This is a genomic window from Rhizobacter koreensis (genome assembly GCF_013366375.1).
GTDB lineage: Bacteria > Pseudomonadota > Gammaproteobacteria > Burkholderiales > Burkholderiaceae_C > Schlegelella_A > Schlegelella_A koreensis.
On the sequence record NZ_JABWMJ010000002.1, the window covers coordinates 192,487 to 210,437 of the forward strand.

The window sequence follows — 17,951 nt, forward strand, 5'->3', positions numbered from 1 at the left end:
ATGTCTCCGTTGTTCTGCTCGCGCGGGCGCGCTGCGGTCAGGCGTACAGCGGGTTGATCTTGTCGGCGTTGATGCCGTACTTGGCGATCGCTTCGGCAACGCGCCCGAGCGGCACCGTACCGGCGTCGGCGAGGGCACGCAGCGCGGCGACCACGATGTAGTGCCGGTTCACCTCGAAGTGTTCGCGCAGCTTGTAGCGGAAGTCGCTGCGGCCGAAGCCGTCGGTGCCGAGCACCTTGTAGGTCTGCCCCTGCGGGATGAACGGCCGGATCTGCTCGGCGTAGAGCTTGATGTAGTCGGTGGACGCGACCACCGGGCCCGGCGTGCGCGAGAGCTGGCGGGTCACGAACGGCACCCGCGCCTCGGCGGTCGGGTGCAGCAGGTTCCAGCGCTCGGCATCCTGCCCGTCGCGTGCGAGCTCGTTGAAGCTCGGGCAGCTCCAGACGTTGGCACCGACGTCCCACTCGCTCTCGAGCAGCGCCTTGGCAGCGATGCTCTCCTGCAGGATGGTGCCGCTGCCGAGCAGGTTGACGCTCGGCCGGCCCGCGTCGCCGCCGGCCGGCTGCAGCAGGTACATGCCCTTGATGATCTCGTTCTCGGTGCCGGCTTGCAGGCCCGGCATGGGGTAGTTCTCGTTGAGCAGCGTGAGGTAGAAGAACACGTTGTCCTGGCGCTCGACCATGCGCTGCAGGCCGTGGTGCAGGATCACGCCCACCTCGTGCGCGAACGTCGGGTCGTACGAGACGCAGTTCGGGATGGTGTGCGCGTAGATGTGGCTGTGGCCGTCCTCGTGCTGCAGCCCTTCGCCGTTCAACGTGGTCCGGCCGGAGGTGCCGCCGAGCAGGAACCCGCGCGCCTGCATGTCGCCGGCGGCCCAGGCGAGGTCGCCCACACGCTGGAAGCCGAACATCGAGTAGTAGATGTAGAACGGCACCATTATGCGGTTGTTGGTCGCGTACGACGTCGCCGCGGCGATCCAGCTGCTCATGCCGCCGGGCTCGTTGATGCCCTCCTGCAGCACCTGCCCGGCCTTGTCCTCGCGGTAGTACATGACCTGGTCCTTGTCGACCGGCGTGTAGTTCTGGCCCGCGGGGTTGTAGATGCCGATCTGCCGGAACAGGCCCTCCATGCCGAAGGTGCGCGCCTCGTCGACCAGGATCGGCACCGCGCGCGGGCCGAGTTCCTTGTCGCGCAGCAGCTGCGTGAGGAACCGCACGAACGCCTGTGTGGTCGAGATCTCGCGCCCCTCGGCGGTCGGCTCGAGCACCGCGCTGAAGGTCTCGAGCGGCGGCACCGCGAGCTGCTCGTCGGCCTTCGGGCGGCGCGCCGGCAGGTAGCCGCCGAGCGCCTGCCGCCGCTCGTGCAGGTACTTCATCTCCGGCGTGTCGTCGGCCGGCTTGTAGAACGGGATATCGCCGAGCTGGTCGTCGGGGATGGGAATGTTCCAGCGGTCGCGGAACGCGCGCACGTCGTCATCGACCAGTTTCTTGGTCTGGTGAGCCGTGTTCTTGCCCTCGCCGCTCTTGCCCATGCCGAAGCCCTTGACGGTCTTCACGAGCAGCACCGTGGGCTGGCCCTGGTGGTTGGCGGCGCGATGGAACGCGGCGTAGACCTTCTGCGGGTCGTGGCCGCCCCGGTTGAGGCGCCAGACGTCCTCGTCGCTCATCTTCGAGACCATCTCGAGCAGCTTGGGATGGCGGCCGAAGAACTGCTTGCGCACGAACGCGCCGTCGTTGGCCTTCATGGCCTGGTAGTCGCCGTCGACGGTGTCCATCATCACGCGGCGCAGGATGCCTTCCTTGTCGCGCGCGATCAGCGGATCCCAGTAGCTGCCCCAGATCAGCTTGATCACGTTCCAGTTGGAGCCGCGGAACTCGCTCTCGAGCTCCTGGATGATCTTGCCGTTGCCGCGCACCGGCCCGTCGAGACGCTGCAGGTTGCAGTTGATGACGAAGATCAGGTTGTCGAGCTTCTCGCGTGCCGCGAGGCCGATGGCGCCGAGCGATTCGGGCTCGTCCATCTCGCCGTCGCCGCAGAACACCCACACCTTGCGCTTGCTGGTGTCGGCGATGCCGCGCGCGTGCAGGTACTTCAGGAAACGCGCCTGGTAGATCGCCATCAGCGGGCCCAGGCCCATCGAGACGGTGGGGAACTGCCAGAACTCGGGCATCAGCTTGGGGTGCGGATAGCTCGAGATGCCCTTGCCGTCGACCTCCTGTCGGAAGTGCAGCAGCTGGTCTTCGGTGAGGCGTCCTTCGAGGAAGGCGCGCGCGTAGATGCCGGGCGACGAATGACCCTGGATGTACAGCAGGTCGCCGCCATGCTCGGGCGTCGCGGCGTGCCAGAAGTGGTTGAAGCCGGTGCCGAACATCGTCGCGAGCGACGCGAAGCTCGAAATGTGGCCGCCGAGGTCGCCGCCGTCGGCAGGGTGCAGGCGGTTGGCCTTGACCACCATCGCCATCGCGTTCCAGCGCATGTAGGCGCGCAGGCGCTCCTCGATCTCGATGTTGCCGGGCGTGCGCTCTTCCTGGTCGGTCGGGATCGTGTTGACGTAGGCGGTGTTCGCCGAGAACGGCAGATCGATCCCGGCCTGACGCGCCTGGTCGATCAGCTGCTCGAGCAGGAAGTGGGCGCGCTCGCCGCCCTCGGCGCCGATGACGGCCGACAGCGCGTCGAGCCACTCGCGCGTCTCCGCGGGATCGGCGTCGCCCGCGGCGGGGCCCAGAAAACTCTCCGGCATGGCTGACATAGGTGTCTCCTGTTTTGGATCGGCTCGAGCCCTTGAGCCGCCGCGTGAAGTGTCACACGACGGCCTATTCTGTAAGAAGCCGGACCGGCCGCGCACCCGGTGGCGCAGGCGGCGGCCGCCGAGCCTGCCGGCGCACCGGCAAACCGCGTGCGAAACGCCCCGCCGAAGGGAACGCACGGGCGACCACCGGCCATTCGGGGGCAAGCGCCAGATCGGATAATCGGGCATGCCGCCGACCGTCGCCGCCGCCCGCCCGCGCGCCGCCCGCACCTGGCCCGAGCGCCTGTTCGGGCGCTGGTGGCGGCGCCAATCGGCCGCGCACCAGGACCGTTACGCGACCCTCGGGCCGCTGTTCTCGGTGCTGCTCTTCCTCGCGGCGATCATCTCGGCGTTCTGGTACCTGCGAAACGAGGAGTTCGAGCGCGAGCAGGAAGCGGTCAAGCGCGACACCGAGATCTCGCAGCAGCAGCTGCGCCTGCGCCTGATCGAGAACCAGGAGCAGCTGGTGCGCATGGCACGCGACATCGTCACGCGCGGCATCGAGCGCCAGAACTTCGCGGCGCACACCTCGAGCTTCGTGCGCGACCGCCCGGAGATCACCAATCTGATCTGGGTCGGCGCCGACCGCTCACGCATCGCCGGCCACGCGGTGACGACGTTCCTGCCGGAAAGCGGCGTCACCAGCGACGACACGCCGGCGTCGATGCCGGCGCTGCGCTCGAACGCCGAGCCCGAGCGCACCTTCGTGCGCGGCCGCGAGAGCCGCCAGACCACCTACTCGGGCCCGTTCGCCGACAGCTACGGCCACACGGTGTTCCAGGTGCAGGTGCCGCTGTTCGAGCGCAGCACCTTCGCCGGCGCGCTGATCGCCGAATACTCGGTCGAGCGCCTGGTGCGCTACTACGTGCCGTCGGAGGTGTCGAGCCGGCACGCGATCAGCCTGCTCGACCGGCAGGGCCGCGCGCTGGCGAGCACCGTCATGACGCCGGCGGGCTCGCCGCCGCGCCGCGGTGCGATCAACCACGAGGTGCCGCTCGCACCGGCCCACAACGGCCTCGTGCTGCGCGGCCAGGGTCATCGCACCTCGATCGGCCTGATCAGCAACACGCTGTTCTGGATGGTCGCGGCCCTTTCGGTGCTTACCGTCTGGATGCTGCTCGGCACCGGCCGACACATGCGGCGGCGCCTGCAGATGCAGGCCGCGCTGGTGTCGGAGACCAACTTCCGGCGCGCCATGGAGAACTCCATGCTCACCGGCATGCGCGCCATGGACCTCGAAGGCCGCATCACCTACGTCAACCCGGCGTTCTGCGCGATGACGGGCTTCTCGGACGCCGACCTGATCGGCCAGCGGCCGCCGTTTCCCCACTGGCCGCGCGACCGTGTCGACGAGAACCGGCGCCTGCTCGAGCAGGAGCTGCAGGGCAAGAGCCCCGCCGGCGGCATCGAGGTCAAGGTGATGCGCAAGGACGGCACCATCTTCGACGCCCGCATGTACGTCTCGCCGCTGATCGACCCGAAGGGGCAGCAGACCGGCTGGATGACCTCGATGACCAACATCACCGAAGCCAAGCGCATCCGCGACCAGCTCACGGCCTCGCACGAGCGCTTCACCACCGTGCTCGAGGGGCTCGACGCCGCGGTTTCGGTGGTCTCGGTGCAGCAAGGCGAGCTGCTGTTCGCGAACCGCTCGTACCGGCTCTGGTTCGGCGCGGTGGCCGCCGGCCACGCGCTGCTCTCGGGCGGGCAGGCGAGCTCGAGCGGCGCCGCGCCGGTCGGCGAGGCGATCGACGAGTCGGTCGACGACCTCGGCGGCCTGCCGACGCAGGAGCTCACCGATGCCGGGTCCGATTCGCGCGAGGTCTTCGTCGAGTCGCTGCAGAAGTGGTTCGACGTGCGCGCCCGCTACCTGCAGTGGACCGACGGGCGCCTCGCGCAGATGCTGATCGCGACCGACATCACCGAGCGGCGCCACGCCGAGGCGGTGGCGGCGAGCCAGGCCGAGAAGGCGCAGGTGACGAGCCGCCTCGTCACCATGGGCGAGATGGCGTCGTCGGTCGCGCACGAGCTGAACCAGCCGCTCACCGCGATCACCAACTACTGCAACGGCATGGTGACGCGCGTCGAGAACAACGCGATCGACAAGGGCGACCTCGTCGCCGCGCTGCAGAAGACCGCGCGCCAGGCCGAGCGCGCGGGTCAGATCATCCATCGCATCCGCGCGTTCGTGAAACGCAGCGAGCCGCAGCGCCAGCGCGCCTACGCGCACACCATCGTCGAGGACGCGGTCGAGCTCGCCGGCATCGAGCTGCGCCGCCGCAACGTCGCGATCCACACCTACGTGGCGCAGCGCCCGCCGCCGCTGATGGTCGATCCGATCCTGATCGAGCAGGTGGTGCTCAACCTCCTCAAGAACGCGGCCGAGGCGATCGACAACGCGCACCTGCCGACGGCGCGGCGCCGCATCGAGCTGCGCGTGCTGCCGCGCCACAGCGAAGAGGAAGGCGACACGATCGAGTTCATCGTCACCGATCACGGGCCGGGCCTCAAGGAAGAGGTGCTGGCGCGCCTCTACGAGGCGTTCTTCTCGACCAAGGTCGACGGGCTGGGCATCGGCCTGTCGCTGTGCCGCTCGATCATCGAGAGCCACCGCGGCCGGATCAAGGCGACCAACCTCTACAATGGAGAGACGCCGATCGGCTGCCGGTTCTCGTTCACGTTGCCGGTCGAAACGTCCCGAAGCGATGCTCCTGCGGCCGCCACTGCCTAGCGCGAAGGGGCCGCACGCGCGGCCCGCCGCCCCCACCCTTTCCGCAATCACCGCACCGCGTGCGAAGGTGAATCGATGAGCTTGATTCCGAAGAAGGGCACCGTGTACGTCGTCGATGACGACGAAGCCGTCCGCGACTCGCTGCAGTGGCTGCTCGAGGGCAAGGACTACCGGGTGAAGTGCTTCGACTCGGCCGAGTCGTTCCTGGCGCGCTTCGACCCGCGCGAAGTGGCCTGCCTGATCGTCGACATCCGCATGGAGGGCATGAGCGGCCTCGAGCTGCAGGATCGCCTGATCGAGCGCCGCTCGCCGCTGCCGATGACCTTCATCACCGGCCACGGCGACGTGCCGATGGCGGTGACGACGATGAAGAAGGGCGCCGAGGACTTCATCGAGAAGCCGTTCAAGGAAGCCGAGCTCGTGCAGCTCGTCGAGAAGATGCTGCAGCGCGCCCGCGTCGACTTCTCGAAGCACCAGGAAGCGGCGAGCCGCGACGCCCTGCTGTCGCGCCTGACCACGCGCGAGGCGCAGGTGCTCGAGCGCATCGTCGCCGGGCGCCTGAACAAGCAGATCGCCGACGACCTGGGCATCAGCATCAAGACGGTGGAAGCGCATCGCGCCAACATCATGGAAAAGCTGAACGCGAACACGGTCGCCGACCTGCTGAAGATCGCGCTCGGAGCGCAGACGCGGGCCTGAGCGGCGCCGGCGACGCCGCTCCCGGGGCGGCACCGGCCGCATCCGTCCGGCGCCAGCGGTGTCGGGTCGTGCCCTTCACTTCTACCGCGGTGGTGACCCCATGCCTGCAACCCTGATCGACGGCAGCGCGCTCGCGCTGCAGATCCGTGGCGGCGTCGCCGAGCGCGCCGCGGCGCTCACCGCGCGCGGCCGCACGCCGGGCCTCGCGGTGATCCTGGTCGGCGACGACCCTGCCAGCCACGTCTACGTGCGCAACAAGGTCAAGGCGTGCGAGGCCGCCGGCATCCGCTCGGTGCTCGAACGCTACCCGGCCGAGCTGACCGAAGCCGCGCTGCTCGAGCGGGTCGCCGCCCTCAATGCGGACGCCACGATTCACGGCATCCTGGTCCAGCTGCCGCTGCCGCGCCACATCGACGCCAAGAAGGTGATCGAGGCGATCGACGCGAGCAAGGACGTCGACGGCTACTCGGTGCTGAGCGCCGGCGAGCTGATGGCGGGCCTGCCGGGCTTTCGCCCCTGCACGCCGTACGGCTGCATGAAGCTGATCGAGAGCACCGGCGTCGCGCTGCGCGGCAAGCATGCCGTCGTCATCGGCCGCAGCAACACGGTCGGCAAGCCCATGGGGCTGCTGCTCTTGCAGGCCGATGCGACCGTCACCATCTGCCACAGTGCGACCGCAGACCTGGCCGTGCATACCCGGCAAGCCGACGTCGTGGTGGCCGCCGTCGGGCGACGCAACACGCTGACCGCCGACATGGTCAAGCCCGGCGCGATCGTCATCGACGTGGGCATGAACCGCGTCCCCGACGGCGAGCCGAACGCCGGCAAGCTGTGCGGCGACGTCGACTTCGACGGCGTGCGCGAGGTGGCCGGCTGGATCACGCCGGTGCCGGGCGGCGTCGGGCCGATGACCATTGCGATGCTGCTCGTCAACACGGTCGAGTCGGCCGAGCGTTCGGCCTGACGCGAAGCGTCTCGAGCCGGGTCGATCGCGCGGCGCCGGCCGCGCGCGGTTGCGTGTCCTGCCAGTCCCTAGAAGGTGAACCGATGACTTCCGACCTGAATCCGCTGCTCGACTTTTCCGGACTGCCGCGCTTCGACGCGATCCGCCCCGAGCACGTCGCCCCGGCACTCGACGTGCTGCTCGCCGAGGCCGACGCCGCCCTGCAGTGCGCGACCAGCGACGCCACGCCCGCCGATTACGACGCGCTCTCGTCGGTGCTCGACGTCGCGCTCGATAGGCTCAACCGCGCCTGGGGTGCGGTCAACCACCTGCATGGCGTGGCCGACACGCCCGAGCTGCGCGCGGCGTACACCGCGCAGCTGCCGCGCGTGGTCGAGTTCCAGACCCGCCTCGGCGCCGACGAGAAGCTCTACGCCAAGTACAAGGCCATCGCCGCCAGCCCGGCCGCGCGCGATCTCGCGCCGGCGCGGCGCCGGGCGCTCGACAACGCGCTGCGCGACTTCGTGCTGTCGGGCGCCGAGCTTCAGGGCGAAGCCCGCGAGACCTTCACGAAGCTGCAGGACGAGCAGGCCGAGTGGTCGCAGAAGTTCTCCGAGCACATCCTCGACGCGACCGACGGCTGGTCGATGCTGGCGACCGCCGAGCAGCTCGCGGGCGTCCCCGACGACGTGATCGCGGCGATGCGCGCTGCCGCCGAGGCCGATGGCGCCGACGGCTACAAGATCACGCTGAAGTTCCCGGTCTACCTGCCGGTGATGCAGTACGCGACCGACCGCAACCTGCGCGAGACGGTCTACACCGCGTACGTGACCCGCGCGAGCGAGTTCGGGCCGCCGGAGCGCGACAACGCCGAGGCGATGCAGCGCCTGCTCGACCTGCGCCAGCAGGAGGCGCAGCTGCTCGGCTACCGCCGTTACGCCGACCTGTCGCTGGTGCCCAAGATGGCTGCGTCGCCGGAGGAGGTGCTGACGTTCCTGCGCGATCTGGCCAAGCGGGCGCGTCCGAGCGCCGAAGCCGACCTCGCCGAGCTTGCCGACTTCGCGCGCCGCGAGCTCGGCATCGACGAGCTGCAGGCATGGGACATGAGCTTCGCGAGCGAGCGCCTCAAGGAAGCGCGCTACGCGTTCAGCGAACAGGACGTGAAGCTGTACTTCACCGAGCCCAAGGTGCTCGAGGGCCTGTTCGGCATCGTCGAGAAGTTGTTCGAGGTGACGATCCGCCCCGACGAGGCGCCGGTCTGGAACGAAGGCGTGCGCTTCTTCCGCGTCGAGCGGCCGGTCGGCGATACCACCCGCCTCGTCGGTCAGTTCTACCTCGACCCCTACGCTCGCGCCGGCAAGCGCTCGGGCGCATGGATGGGCGATGCGCGCAACCGCTGGAAGCGCCCCGACGGCGCGCTGCAGACGCCCGTCGCGTACCTGGTCTGCAACTTCGCCGCGCCGGTCGATGGCAAGCCGGCGCTGCTGACGCACGACGACGTGACGACGCTGTTCCACGAGTTCGGTCACGGCCTGCATCACATGCTGACGCAGGTCGACGAGATCGCCGTGTCCGGCATCTCGGGCGTCGAGTGGGACGCCGTCGAGCTGCCGAGCCAGTTCATGGAGAACTTCTGCTGGGAATGGGAGGTCGTGCGCCGCATGACGGCGCACGTCGACAGCGGCGAGCCGCTGCCGCGCGCGCTGTTCGACAAGATGCTGGCGGCCAAGAACTTCCAGTCGGGGCTGCAGACGCTGCGCCAGGTCGAGTTCTCGCTGATCGACATGCGGCTGCACGCCGACGCCGGCAGCTCGGCGCGCATCCAGGCGCTCGCCGACGAGGTGCGGGAGGAGGTCGCGGTGGTGCGTCCGCCGACGTTCAACCGCTTCCTCAACAGCTTCTCGCACATCTTCTCGGGCGGCTACTCGGCCGGCTACTACAGCTACAAGTGGGCCGAAGTGCTGTCGGCCGACGCGTGGAGCGCGTTCGAGGAGGCCGCCAACGGCCCGGACGGCGTGCTCGACGTCGCAACGGGCCGGCGCTTCCGCGAGAACGTGCTCGAGGTCGGCGGCAGCCGCCCTGCGCTCGACAGCTTCGTCGCGTTCCGTGGCCGGGCGCCGACCATCGACGCGCTGCTGCGGCACCAGGGCCTGGCGGCCTGAGAGCCCTGCACCCGGCGCTGAGCGGCGGGTTCCGCCCCGCGCCGGCGAGCCCTTACCGTTGAAGCGCCCGTGCCGAGTCGGTTAGATTGGCCACCGGAGACGCCATGAACCGCCCTGCCCCGCTCGAATCTCGCCGCGCCGTGGCGGCGACCGCCGCACTGGCCGCCGTTCTGGCAAGCGGGGCTGCGCTCGGCCAGTACAAGGTCACCGGTCCGGACGGCCGGGTCACCTACACCGACCGACCGCCTGCCACCGTCGACAGCCGCATCACGCCGCTCAACGCGCGCGGCGGCTCGGCGGGCAGCGAGAGCGACCTCCCCTTCGAACTGCGCCAGATCGCGACGCGCTTTCCGGTGACGCTCTACACGTCGGCCGGCACCTGCGAGCCGTGCGAGTCGGCGCGGGCCTTGCTGCGCCAGCGTGGCATTCCCTATATCGAGCGCCAGGCCATTTCGGCCGAGGACGGCGACGCGCTCGAACGCCTGACCGGCGGGCGCGACGCGCCGACCCTGACGATCGGCTCGCAGACGCTGCGCGGCCTCTCGCCCGACGTCTGGACCTCGTATCTCGATGCCGCCGGCTACCCGCGCCAGTCGCGCCTGCCGCCGACGTACACGCCGCGCCCGCCGCTGCGGATCGTCGAACGGCGCGACGCGGTGCCGGCGCGCGCGGCCACCGCACCCGCGGCGCGCCCGGAGGCCGGCGGAATCCCGGCACCGCCGCCGCCGGGCCCGGGCGGCATCAAGTTCTGACGCGCAGCGGCTGACGCCGCCGGCGGGCGACGGCTCACCGACCGCGCGCGCTCGGCTGACGCAGGTACGCGCCCCACGCTCGTCGCTGCCGGTCGGGGCCGCGCGCAGCTAGGGCGCCCGCGGCCCGGCGCCCTCGCCGATGCGTCGCGCCGGCACGCTGCCCGCGCCGACCGCCCCGGCCATCAGCCAGAACAGCCACGAGGCGCCGAGCGCGGCGCCGGCGAAGCCGAACACGAACGGCATCAGCGCGCTCGACAGGTTGATCGTCATCGAGCGCAGCGCGATCGCCTCGCCGTGGCGCTGGTCGGGCGTGATCTGGTGCAGCGTCGCCATGATCATCGGCTGCACCGCGCCGAGCGCGAGGCCGAGCACGCTCGCGCAGACGCCCATGACCCACGGGCCTTGCGCGAACGGATAGACCAGGAACACGGCGGTGGTCGTCAGCATCGCGCCGACCAGCACCACCGACTCGCGCAGCCGGTGCGCGATCGACGGAATGGCAACCCGGATCGCCGCGACCGAGGTCGCGAACACGCCCAGCACCAGCCCGATCGCCGACGCGCTGAAGCCGCGCTCGTGGCCGAGGATGGGCACCAGGAACGAATGCACGTCCCAGCTCGACGAGAGCAGCCAGTTCACGAGAAGCAGGCGCCGGAATCCGGGGGCGGCGAGCAGCTCCCACGAGCTGCGCGCCTTGGCCGCCGACGGTGTCGCGGCGACCGCTTCCACCGGTACCCGGCGCGCCCACCACCATGCGATCGCCGGCAGCACGCTGAGCGCGGCGAATGCAGCTCGGAAGCCCGCGTGGTCGATCAGTGCCCCGGCGAGCACCGGACCGGCGACGTTGGCGAGCGCGGGAGCGAGGCCGAGCCAGCTGAACACGCGCTTGAGTTCGGTCGCGTCGGCGGCGCTTCGCCCCGCGGTGCGCTGGATCGTGATGAGGCCGAAGTTGGCGCCCGCCCCGGCGAACGCGGCCGCGAGGCACAGCACGCCGAAGCGGCCGCTCGTGACGACGGTCGCGAGCACCGCGAGCAGCCCACCGGTGACGGTGAGCGCGATCGCGATCCACATCGGCCGGTGGTAGCCGTAGCGGTCGGCAAGCCGACCGGCGGTGAGTGCGAGCGCGATCGGCACCACGGCGAAGAGGCCGAGCAACAGGCCCACCGCCCACGCGGCGTGACCGTCGCGCAGCGCCAGCAGCGGCGCCGCCATTCGGGTGCCCGCCATGCACGCGTGCAGGCAGACCTGCCCGACCACGAGCGCGACCAGCGTGCGCGTGGTGTCGCGAGCGGTCATCGTGCGCTGGCGTCAGCGTGGCAGCGCCGGCTCGTCGTCGAAGAGGCCCCCGGGCAGCAGCGTCTGCGCGCGGTCGTCGGGCACCGCCTCCACATCGCGCAGGCTGCGCGCCATCACGCGGGTGCGCCGCTCGGCCATCTCGATACTGCTCGACGCCTCGTCGAGCTTCTTCTTGGTCTTGGCGAGCACGTCGCCGAACTTCGCGAATTCGGTCTTGACCGCGCCCAGCGTCTCCCAGACCTCGGTCGAACGCTTCTCGAGCGCGAGCGTGCGAAAGCCCATCTGCAGGCTCGAAAGGGTCGCGAGCAGCGTCGTCGGGCCGGTGAGCATCACCTTGTACTCGCGCTGCAGGCTCTCGACCAGGCCGGGCCGACGCAGGGCCTCGGCGTAGAGACCTTCCGTCGGCACGAACATGATCCCGAAGTCGGTGGTGTGCGGCGACTCGATGTACTTGTCGCGGATGGTCCGCGCCTCGTTGCGAAGGCGCGTCTCGATCGCACGTGCGGCGAGCTCCATCGCCGGGCGGTCGGCGCGCTCCTGCGCCTCGACGAGCCGCTCGTAGTCGTCGCGCGGGAACTTGCAGTCGATCGGCAGCCACAGGGGCGCGTGATCGTCGCGCCGTCCGGGCAGCCTAATCGCGAACTCGACGCGCGCGCCGCTGCCCGGCACCGTCTCGACATTGGTCGCGTACTGCTCGTGCGTCAGTACCTGCTCGAGCAGGCCCGACAGCTGCACCTCGCCGAAGATGCCGCGCGTCTTCACGTTGGTGAGCACGCGATTGAGCGAGCCGACGTCGCGCGCGAGCGTCTGCATTTCGCCCAGGCCGCGGTGCACCTGGTCGAGGCGGTCGGCGACCTGCTTGAAGCTGTCGCCGAGGCGCTGCTCGAGCGTGGCGTGCAGCTTCTCGTCGACCGTCGCGCGGATCTGCTCGAGCTTCTTCTCGTTGTCGGCCTGGATCGCCTGCAGCTTGCGCTCGACCGAGCTGCGCACCTCGCTCATCCGCTCGTCGTTGGAACGCGCGAGCGCGCGCAGCTGCTCGTTCAGCGTGTCGGAAAAGCGCTGCAGCGTGACCGCCTGCTGCTCGGACAGGCGCGCCAGCGTGTGGTCGAGCGTGTCGCGCGCGCTGCTCGCCTGCTGCGCCTGCGTCAGCGCCGCGACCCGCAGCGATTCGGCCAAGCCGTCGCGCGTCGCCGCGAGCTGCAGGCCGAAGCGGTCGATCTGCTCGTTCTGGGTGCGCGCGACGTCGCCCTGCTGCGTCAGCAGCGTCTGCTGGAAGCCGACCAGCGTCTGCCCGAGCTCCTGGCGCGTCGCCAGGCTGCTGCGCGAGATCTCGTCACGCAGCTCGCGCTCGACGCGCTGGGTCTCGGCGCGCAGCAGCTCGTGCAGCTGATCGGAAAAGCGTTGCCAGGGACGGGTGTCGGGGCGCCGCAGCGCGAGCCAAGCGGTCACCAGCAGCAGCAGCGCCAGCAGCGCCGGCGTGAGCCATTCGAGAGTCATCGGGCGATTGTCGCAGCCGGTACGTACCGCACCGGTGTGGACATCGCGCCGCCTCGCATGCATCTCGACCGATGCGGGAAAAGCCAATGCTCGGGCGCTGTAGGATAGTTCTGACCATGCAACGCGTGCTTGGAGCTACGATCCGCACGCCCGTTTCGGCGAGACTCGACTTCCTTTGGGCGTGCGCGCCATGACTTCCGAACTCCATCACCACTTCGATGCCGGCGCTTCTGGCGCGCCGGTGCTGCGGGCAGCGCTGCCGACGCAGCGCGCGGCCGCGGCCAGCGGCCCCGTCAGCGCGGCCGGCCGCCCGATGACGAACGTCCGATGAACCAACTCAAAGCCTTCATCGTCGAAGACAGCCCGGTGATCCGGGAGAACCTGGTTGCAGCGCTCGAGGAACTGGCTCCGATCGAAGTGGTCGGCACCGCGGAAGACGAACCCAGCGCGGTGCGCTGGCTCGCCGAGAGCGACAACGACTGCGACCTGGTCGTGGTCGACATCTTCCTCAAGAGCGGCTCGGGGCTCGGCGTGCTCAAGGCCGCCGCCACGACAAATCAGTCGAAGAAGCTGGTCGTGCTGAGCAATTACGCGACGCCCGACATGCGCCGCAAGTGCCTCGAGCTCGGCGCCGATCGCGTGTTCGACAAGTCGAACGAGATCGACGCGCTGATCCTCTACTGCTGCCGGATCGCCGAAGGGGGCAGTGGTCAGACCGATTTCAGCAGCGGCCTCTGACGCGCGCCGCCGGCGCGCGTGCCAGGCTCCGCCCGCGCTACTGGATCAGTCCGTTCTTCAGCGCGTAGTAGGTGAGGTCGCTGTTCGACTCGAGCTTCATCTTCTCCATCACGCGCGTGCGATACGTGCTGACGGTCTTGACGCTGAGCGACATGCTGTTGGCCATGTGGCCGATGGTCTCGCCCTTGGCCAGGCGCAGGAAGACCTGGAACTCGCGCTCGGAAAGATGCTCGTGAGGCGGCTTGTCGCCGCCACCGCCGAGCCCGTCGGCGAGCAATTCGGCCACCCCTGCGGTGATGTACTTGCGGCCGCGGTAAACGGTGCGGATCGCCTTCACGATCTCCTCGGGGTCGCAATCCTTGTTGAGGTAGCCGCTGGCCCCCTGCCGCAGCAGTGTCGTCGCGTAGTGTTCCTCGGGGAAACCGCTGAGAATCAGCACCGGCAGGTCGGGCGCGCGCGCCTTGATCGCCGCCAGCGCGTCGACGCCGCTCTGGTCGGGCATCGACAGGTCCATGAGCATGACGTCGACGTCGCCCTTGCGCACAATGTCGAGCGCCTCACGTCCCGTCGACGCCTCGCCCACCACGGTGAGATCGACCTGCTCGGAAAAATACTGGCGCAAACCGGCTCGCACGATGGCGTGGTCGTCGACGATCGCGATTCGAATCATGATTGGAATGGGGCGTGATGCTCGAAGTTGGGAAGTTTAGGGGCAAGCCATGCCGGCGCGACTGATCCGGCGCCTGCGCAATGGGGTCGTCGCGTTCCCGCTCGCGGCGCTCACCGCGCTGGCGATGTTCTTCATCAGCGAGACCTCGTACCAGGACGCGCGCGCGTCGCTCGACGAGCTCGGCGCGCGCTCGGAGGCGCGCTCGAACATTCAGCTGCTCTCGCGCAGCCTGCTCGAGGCTGAAACGGCGCAGCGCGGCTTCCTGTTGACGGGCCGTGACGACTACCTCGAGCCCTATCGCACGGCGCTGCCGATGATCGAGCGCTCGCTCGCCTGGCTGCGCTCGTACTACGCCAACGACGGCGACGACCGCGCCGTCGGCGAGCGCGTCATCAAGCTCTCGGGCGAGAAGCTCTCCGAGATCGAGACCACGCTCAAGCTGCAGGCTGCCGGCCGCGAGAGCGCATGGCGTGAGCTGCTGCTCACCGACATCGGCCGCGAGAAGATGCAGAGCGTGCAGGCGCTGACCAAGCAGCTGCTCGACGTCGAGGCGGCGCGCATCCGGACCAGCCGCGACAGCGTCTTTCGCACCCTGCTGCTCAACCGCATCGGCGTCACGGCGATGACGGCGCTCAGCCTGCTCGCCCTCTTCATGTACCTGCGCCAGTCGGCCGCGCTCGACCGCGAGCGCACCGAGCAGGAAGAGGTGATCCAGAACGAGCGTGACCGCCTCGAGGCCGAGGTCACCGCACGCACGATCCAGCTCAAGGAACTCGCCCAGCACTTGCAGACGGTGCGCGAGGACGAGCGCAGCCGCCTCGCCCGCGAGCTGCACGACGAGCTCGGCGCGCTGCTCACCGCGGCCAAGCTCGACGCCGCACGGCTGAAGTCGCGGCTCGGCGCCACCACGCCCGAGGTCGCCGAGCGCCTGACCCACCTCAACGAGGCGCTCAACGGCGGCATCGCGCTCAAGCGCCGCATCATCGAGGACCTGCGTCCGTCGTCGCTGAGCAATCTCGGCCTCGTCGCCGCGCTCGACATCCTGACGCGCGAGTTCGGCGCACGCAGCGACATCGAGATGGTGTGCGACCTGCACCCGGTGCACCTCGACGCGCCGGCCGAGCTCACGATCTACCGGCTGATCCAGGAAGCGCTGACAAACGTCGCCAAGTACGCGAAGGCGAGCCGCGTCGAGATCCGGCTCGGCCCCGACGCGAACGGCAACGTGCACGTGTCCGTGCGCGACGACGGGGTCGGCTTCGACCCGCGGACGCGACGCACGTCGACCCACGGCCTCGTGGGCATGCGCTACCGCGTCGAAGCCGAAGGCGGCGAGATGAAGCTCACGTCGGCTCCGGGGCAGGGAACGCTGATCGAGGCCGTGCTGCCGCAGGCGATCCCCGCGAAGGAGCCGCGCGAAGGCGTCGACGCCGTTCCGGCATAGCCGCGCGGACTGTCGGTCGCGTCCTACGCGGCCTGACTCGCTCTCCCGACGATCCTGCGGCGACGCGCCCTATCGCCGCTGATTGCCGTTCGCGACACACTTCGCACGGTCGTGTCGCGCACAGGCTTCGCGACTGCCAGCGCCTTCCGCTTGCGTTGCAGGGAACACGCTGCGGAACTCGTCCCCGCCCACTTCAAAGAGGAGATCCAGCCACATGAACGCAAACACCGACAACATGGGTCAGCAAGCGGCGGACGCCGCCGATCAGGCGGCGGACAAGGCCGACGACGTGCTGCAGTCGACCAAGGAAGCCGCGAACCGCACCATCGACGGGCTGTCGTCGAAGGTCGAGGACCTGCGCAGCCAGGCCAAGCCGATGATCAACCGCGTCTCGGCGCAGGCCGAAGCGGCCGCGCGCCGCGGCATGGAAGCCGTTCGCGAGACCTCGCAGCAGCTGCGCGAACGCGCCGCCGTGGCCACCGATTCGACCGTCGGCTACATCAAGGACGAGCCGATCAAGTCGATGCTGATCGCCGCCGCCACCGGCGCCCTGCTGATGGGCCTCGTCAGCATGATGAGCCGCCGCAACGACTGACGCGCTCCGCGGGCCCGGTAATTGCCGGGCTCCGTGTACCGCAACACCGAGCGTGCCCATGATCCACCCGCTGCTCCGCCTGCTAGTCAAACAGCCGCGCCTCCTGACCGAGCACGTCGAGGCGTACGCGCATCTCGTCGGCGACGAAGTCTCGAAGGTGTCGACGATGTGGATCATGCGCATCGTCCTCTACGTGACCGGCGGCGTGATGGCGCTGCTCGGCCTCATCTTCGTCGGCGTCGCGCTGATGCTGTTCGGCGCGGTCCCGTGGTCCGACATGGAACACGGCTGGCTGCTGATCGTGGTGCCGCTGGTGCCGCTGGTCGGCGCTGCGCTCTGCATCTGGCGCGCCCGCGCGCCTTCCAAGCACGACGTCATGACCACCGTGAAGGCTCAACTGAACGCCGACATGGCGATGCTGCGCGAGGTGGGCTCCGCATGAGCACGACGACCTACTCCCCTGGTAGCACGCCGCTCGGCGGTTCCGCAGGCAGCGGCGCCACCAGCGCCACGGGCGCAGCGACGGCTGCCGCGGCGGCGGCGCCGGCCGCAGCAACCGGCGCCAGCACCACGGCGGCCAGCACGGCGCCTTCGAGCGCAGCCAAGGCGTCGCCCGCGAGCGCACCGATCCCGGCGCCAGCGACCAAGATCGACGACGACTCGATGTCGGCGGCCGATCGCATCGAGGCGTCGCGCGAGCGCCTTCGCAACGCGATGCAGCACATCGCGCATCCAGCGGCGAAGCCGGCGCCGACCGGCACTGCGGGCAAGGCGCTGCACGTCGCGCAGACCGCTGCTCAACGCGTGCAGACCATGCCGGGCGCATCGCTTCTCATGGCCACGCTCGAGCGCTGGTGGCGGCGCCATCCGCTGCATGACGCCGTGGTCGTTGCCGCCGAAGCGTCGCGCAACGCGATCGTTCCCTACGCGCAGCGCAACCCCAACCAGCTCGTGCTCGGCTCGGTGGCACTTGGCGCGGTGCTCGTCATCCTGCGGCCCTGGCGGCTGCTGTTCCGGCGCCGCATGCTGCGTGCGCTGCTGCCGCACTTCATCGCCACCGTTGCGAAACAGCTGCCGCTCGCCTCGATGGCGCTGCTCGCGAGCCGCCTCGACGCAACGCCGCCGCGCACTGCACGCCGCAAGCCGGGCCCTGCGGGCGCCAGCAGCACCGCGGGTTCGAATCGAGCGAACGCATCGACGACGCCCGGCACCGGGTCCTGACGATTACCTCCCAATGGCCCCTTCGCCCCCTGCCTGCGCAGGGCGGCCGGTCTCCCTCCGTGGGGTCTTCGAAACGCGCTTCGGCGCGTTTCTTTTTGAGCCCGAGCGGTCGAGCCGCGCTCCTACAGCGGCTGGCGAGGAGCTCCGATTCGCTTGTTGCAGCGAGGCTTCTAGAGTCGAACTGCCACGACGCGGATCGGGCAAACGGGATTCAGGATGATCTGGTGGGCCATCGTCTTCGCGATCGTCGCGGCCGTCGCCGCGATCTTCGGCTTCACCGGAGTGGCCCTGGGCGCCGCGGGTGCCGCGCAGATCCTCTTCGTCGTCTTCCTGGTGCTGTTCATCGCCGTCGTGCTGCTCGCCCTCTGGGGCAGCGACGACTCGGATCAGAACACGTCTTCGCGCTGACGCGGCG

Annotated in this window: 15 protein-coding genes; 11 read left to right on the forward strand and 4 right to left on the reverse strand. The window is 69.7% G+C overall.

Features of this window, described 5'->3' with window-relative positions:
• Positions 1–37: 37 nt before the first annotated feature.
• On the reverse strand, positions 38–2,749 hold the full coding sequence (gene aceE / locus HQN59_RS04725; protein WP_176066622.1) for a pyruvate dehydrogenase (acetyl-transferring), homodimeric type: 2,712 nt from the start codon (positions 2,747–2,749) through the stop codon (positions 38–40).
• Positions 2,750–2,975: 226 nt separating this feature from the next.
• Between aceE and HQN59_RS04730 the strand changes: the two genes are divergently transcribed.
• The 5 genes from HQN59_RS04730 (at position 2,976) to HQN59_RS04750 (ending at position 10,075) form a co-directional block, all read left to right on the forward strand.
• A complete protein-coding gene (locus HQN59_RS04730; RefSeq protein WP_176066624.1) occupies positions 2,976–5,519 on the forward strand; it encodes a PAS domain S-box protein in 2,544 nt (847 codons plus the stop codon).
• Positions 5,520–5,594: 75 nt separating this feature from the next.
• On the forward strand, positions 5,595–6,218 hold the full coding sequence (locus tag HQN59_RS04735; protein ID WP_176066626.1) for a response regulator transcription factor: 624 nt from the start codon (positions 5,595–5,597) through the stop codon (positions 6,216–6,218).
• A gap of 100 nt (positions 6,219–6,318) precedes the next feature.
• On the forward strand, positions 6,319–7,182 hold the full coding sequence (gene folD, locus HQN59_RS04740) for a bifunctional methylenetetrahydrofolate dehydrogenase/methenyltetrahydrofolate cyclohydrolase FolD (protein ID WP_176066629.1): 864 nt from the start codon (positions 6,319–6,321) through the stop codon (positions 7,180–7,182).
• Between the two features lie 83 nt (positions 7,183–7,265).
• The gene (locus tag HQN59_RS04745; protein ID WP_176066631.1) at positions 7,266–9,323 is read left to right on the forward strand and encodes a M3 family metallopeptidase; all 2,058 of its coding nucleotides are present in this window, start codon (positions 7,266–7,268) and stop codon (positions 9,321–9,323) included.
• Between the two features lie 104 nt (positions 9,324–9,427).
• Positions 9,428–10,075, forward strand: a complete 648-nt coding sequence (locus HQN59_RS04750) for a glutaredoxin family protein (protein WP_176066633.1) — start codon at positions 9,428–9,430, stop codon at positions 10,073–10,075.
• A 108-nt stretch (positions 10,076–10,183) separates the two neighbouring features.
• Here HQN59_RS04750 and HQN59_RS04755 read toward each other — a convergent pair whose 3' ends face one another.
• Both HQN59_RS04755 and HQN59_RS04760 read right to left on the reverse strand, forming a co-directional pair.
• On the reverse strand, positions 10,184–11,371 hold the full coding sequence (locus HQN59_RS04755) for an MFS transporter (protein WP_176066635.1): 1,188 nt from the start codon (positions 11,369–11,371) through the stop codon (positions 10,184–10,186).
• A 12-nt stretch (positions 11,372–11,383) separates the two neighbouring features.
• Complete coding sequence (locus HQN59_RS04760; RefSeq protein WP_176066637.1) at positions 11,384–12,868, reverse strand: DNA recombination protein RmuC; 1,485 nt, start codon at positions 12,866–12,868, stop codon at positions 11,384–11,386.
• A gap of 327 nt (positions 12,869–13,195) precedes the next feature.
• Between HQN59_RS04760 and HQN59_RS04765 the strand changes: the two genes are divergently transcribed.
• Positions 13,196–13,606, forward strand: a complete 411-nt coding sequence (locus HQN59_RS04765; protein ID WP_176066639.1) for a response regulator — start codon at positions 13,196–13,198, stop codon at positions 13,604–13,606.
• 37 nt (positions 13,607–13,643) lie between these two features.
• On the opposite strand, the gene HQN59_RS04770 is transcribed toward HQN59_RS04765, so the two are convergent.
• Positions 13,644–14,276 (reverse strand): response regulator, encoded by a 633-nt coding sequence (locus tag HQN59_RS04770; RefSeq protein WP_176066641.1) that lies wholly within the window; start codon positions 14,274–14,276, stop codon positions 13,644–13,646.
• A gap of 49 nt (positions 14,277–14,325) precedes the next feature.
• Here HQN59_RS04770 and HQN59_RS04775 point away from each other — a divergent pair, with 49 nt between their 5' ends.
• From HQN59_RS04775 to HQN59_RS04795, 5 genes are all read left to right on the forward strand, one after another.
• Positions 14,326–15,720 carry a CHASE3 domain-containing protein gene (locus HQN59_RS04775; protein WP_176066643.1) on the forward strand — a complete coding sequence of 465 codons (1,395 nt, stop codon included), beginning with the start codon at positions 14,326–14,328 and terminating at the stop codon, positions 15,718–15,720.
• Positions 15,721–15,934: 214 nt separating this feature from the next.
• Positions 15,935–16,315 carry a hypothetical protein gene (locus HQN59_RS04780; RefSeq protein WP_176066645.1) on the forward strand — a complete coding sequence of 127 codons (381 nt, stop codon included), beginning with the start codon at positions 15,935–15,937 and terminating at the stop codon, positions 16,313–16,315.
• Between the two features lie 58 nt (positions 16,316–16,373).
• Entirely contained in the window at positions 16,374–16,757 is a 384-nt protein-coding gene (locus HQN59_RS04785) for a phage holin family protein (protein WP_176066647.1), read from the forward strand.
• On the forward strand, positions 16,754–17,536 hold the full coding sequence (locus tag HQN59_RS04790; RefSeq protein ID WP_176066649.1) for a hypothetical protein: 783 nt from the start codon (positions 16,754–16,756) through the stop codon (positions 17,534–17,536). Before HQN59_RS04785 ends, HQN59_RS04790 begins: the two co-directional genes overlap by 4 nt.
• A 216-nt stretch (positions 17,537–17,752) precedes the next feature.
• Positions 17,753–17,944: a DUF1328 family protein gene (locus tag HQN59_RS04795; RefSeq protein WP_176066651.1), complete on the forward strand. Its 192-nt coding sequence runs from the start codon at positions 17,753–17,755 to the stop codon at positions 17,942–17,944.
• The last annotated feature ends 7 nt before the right edge of the window (positions 17,945–17,951 follow it).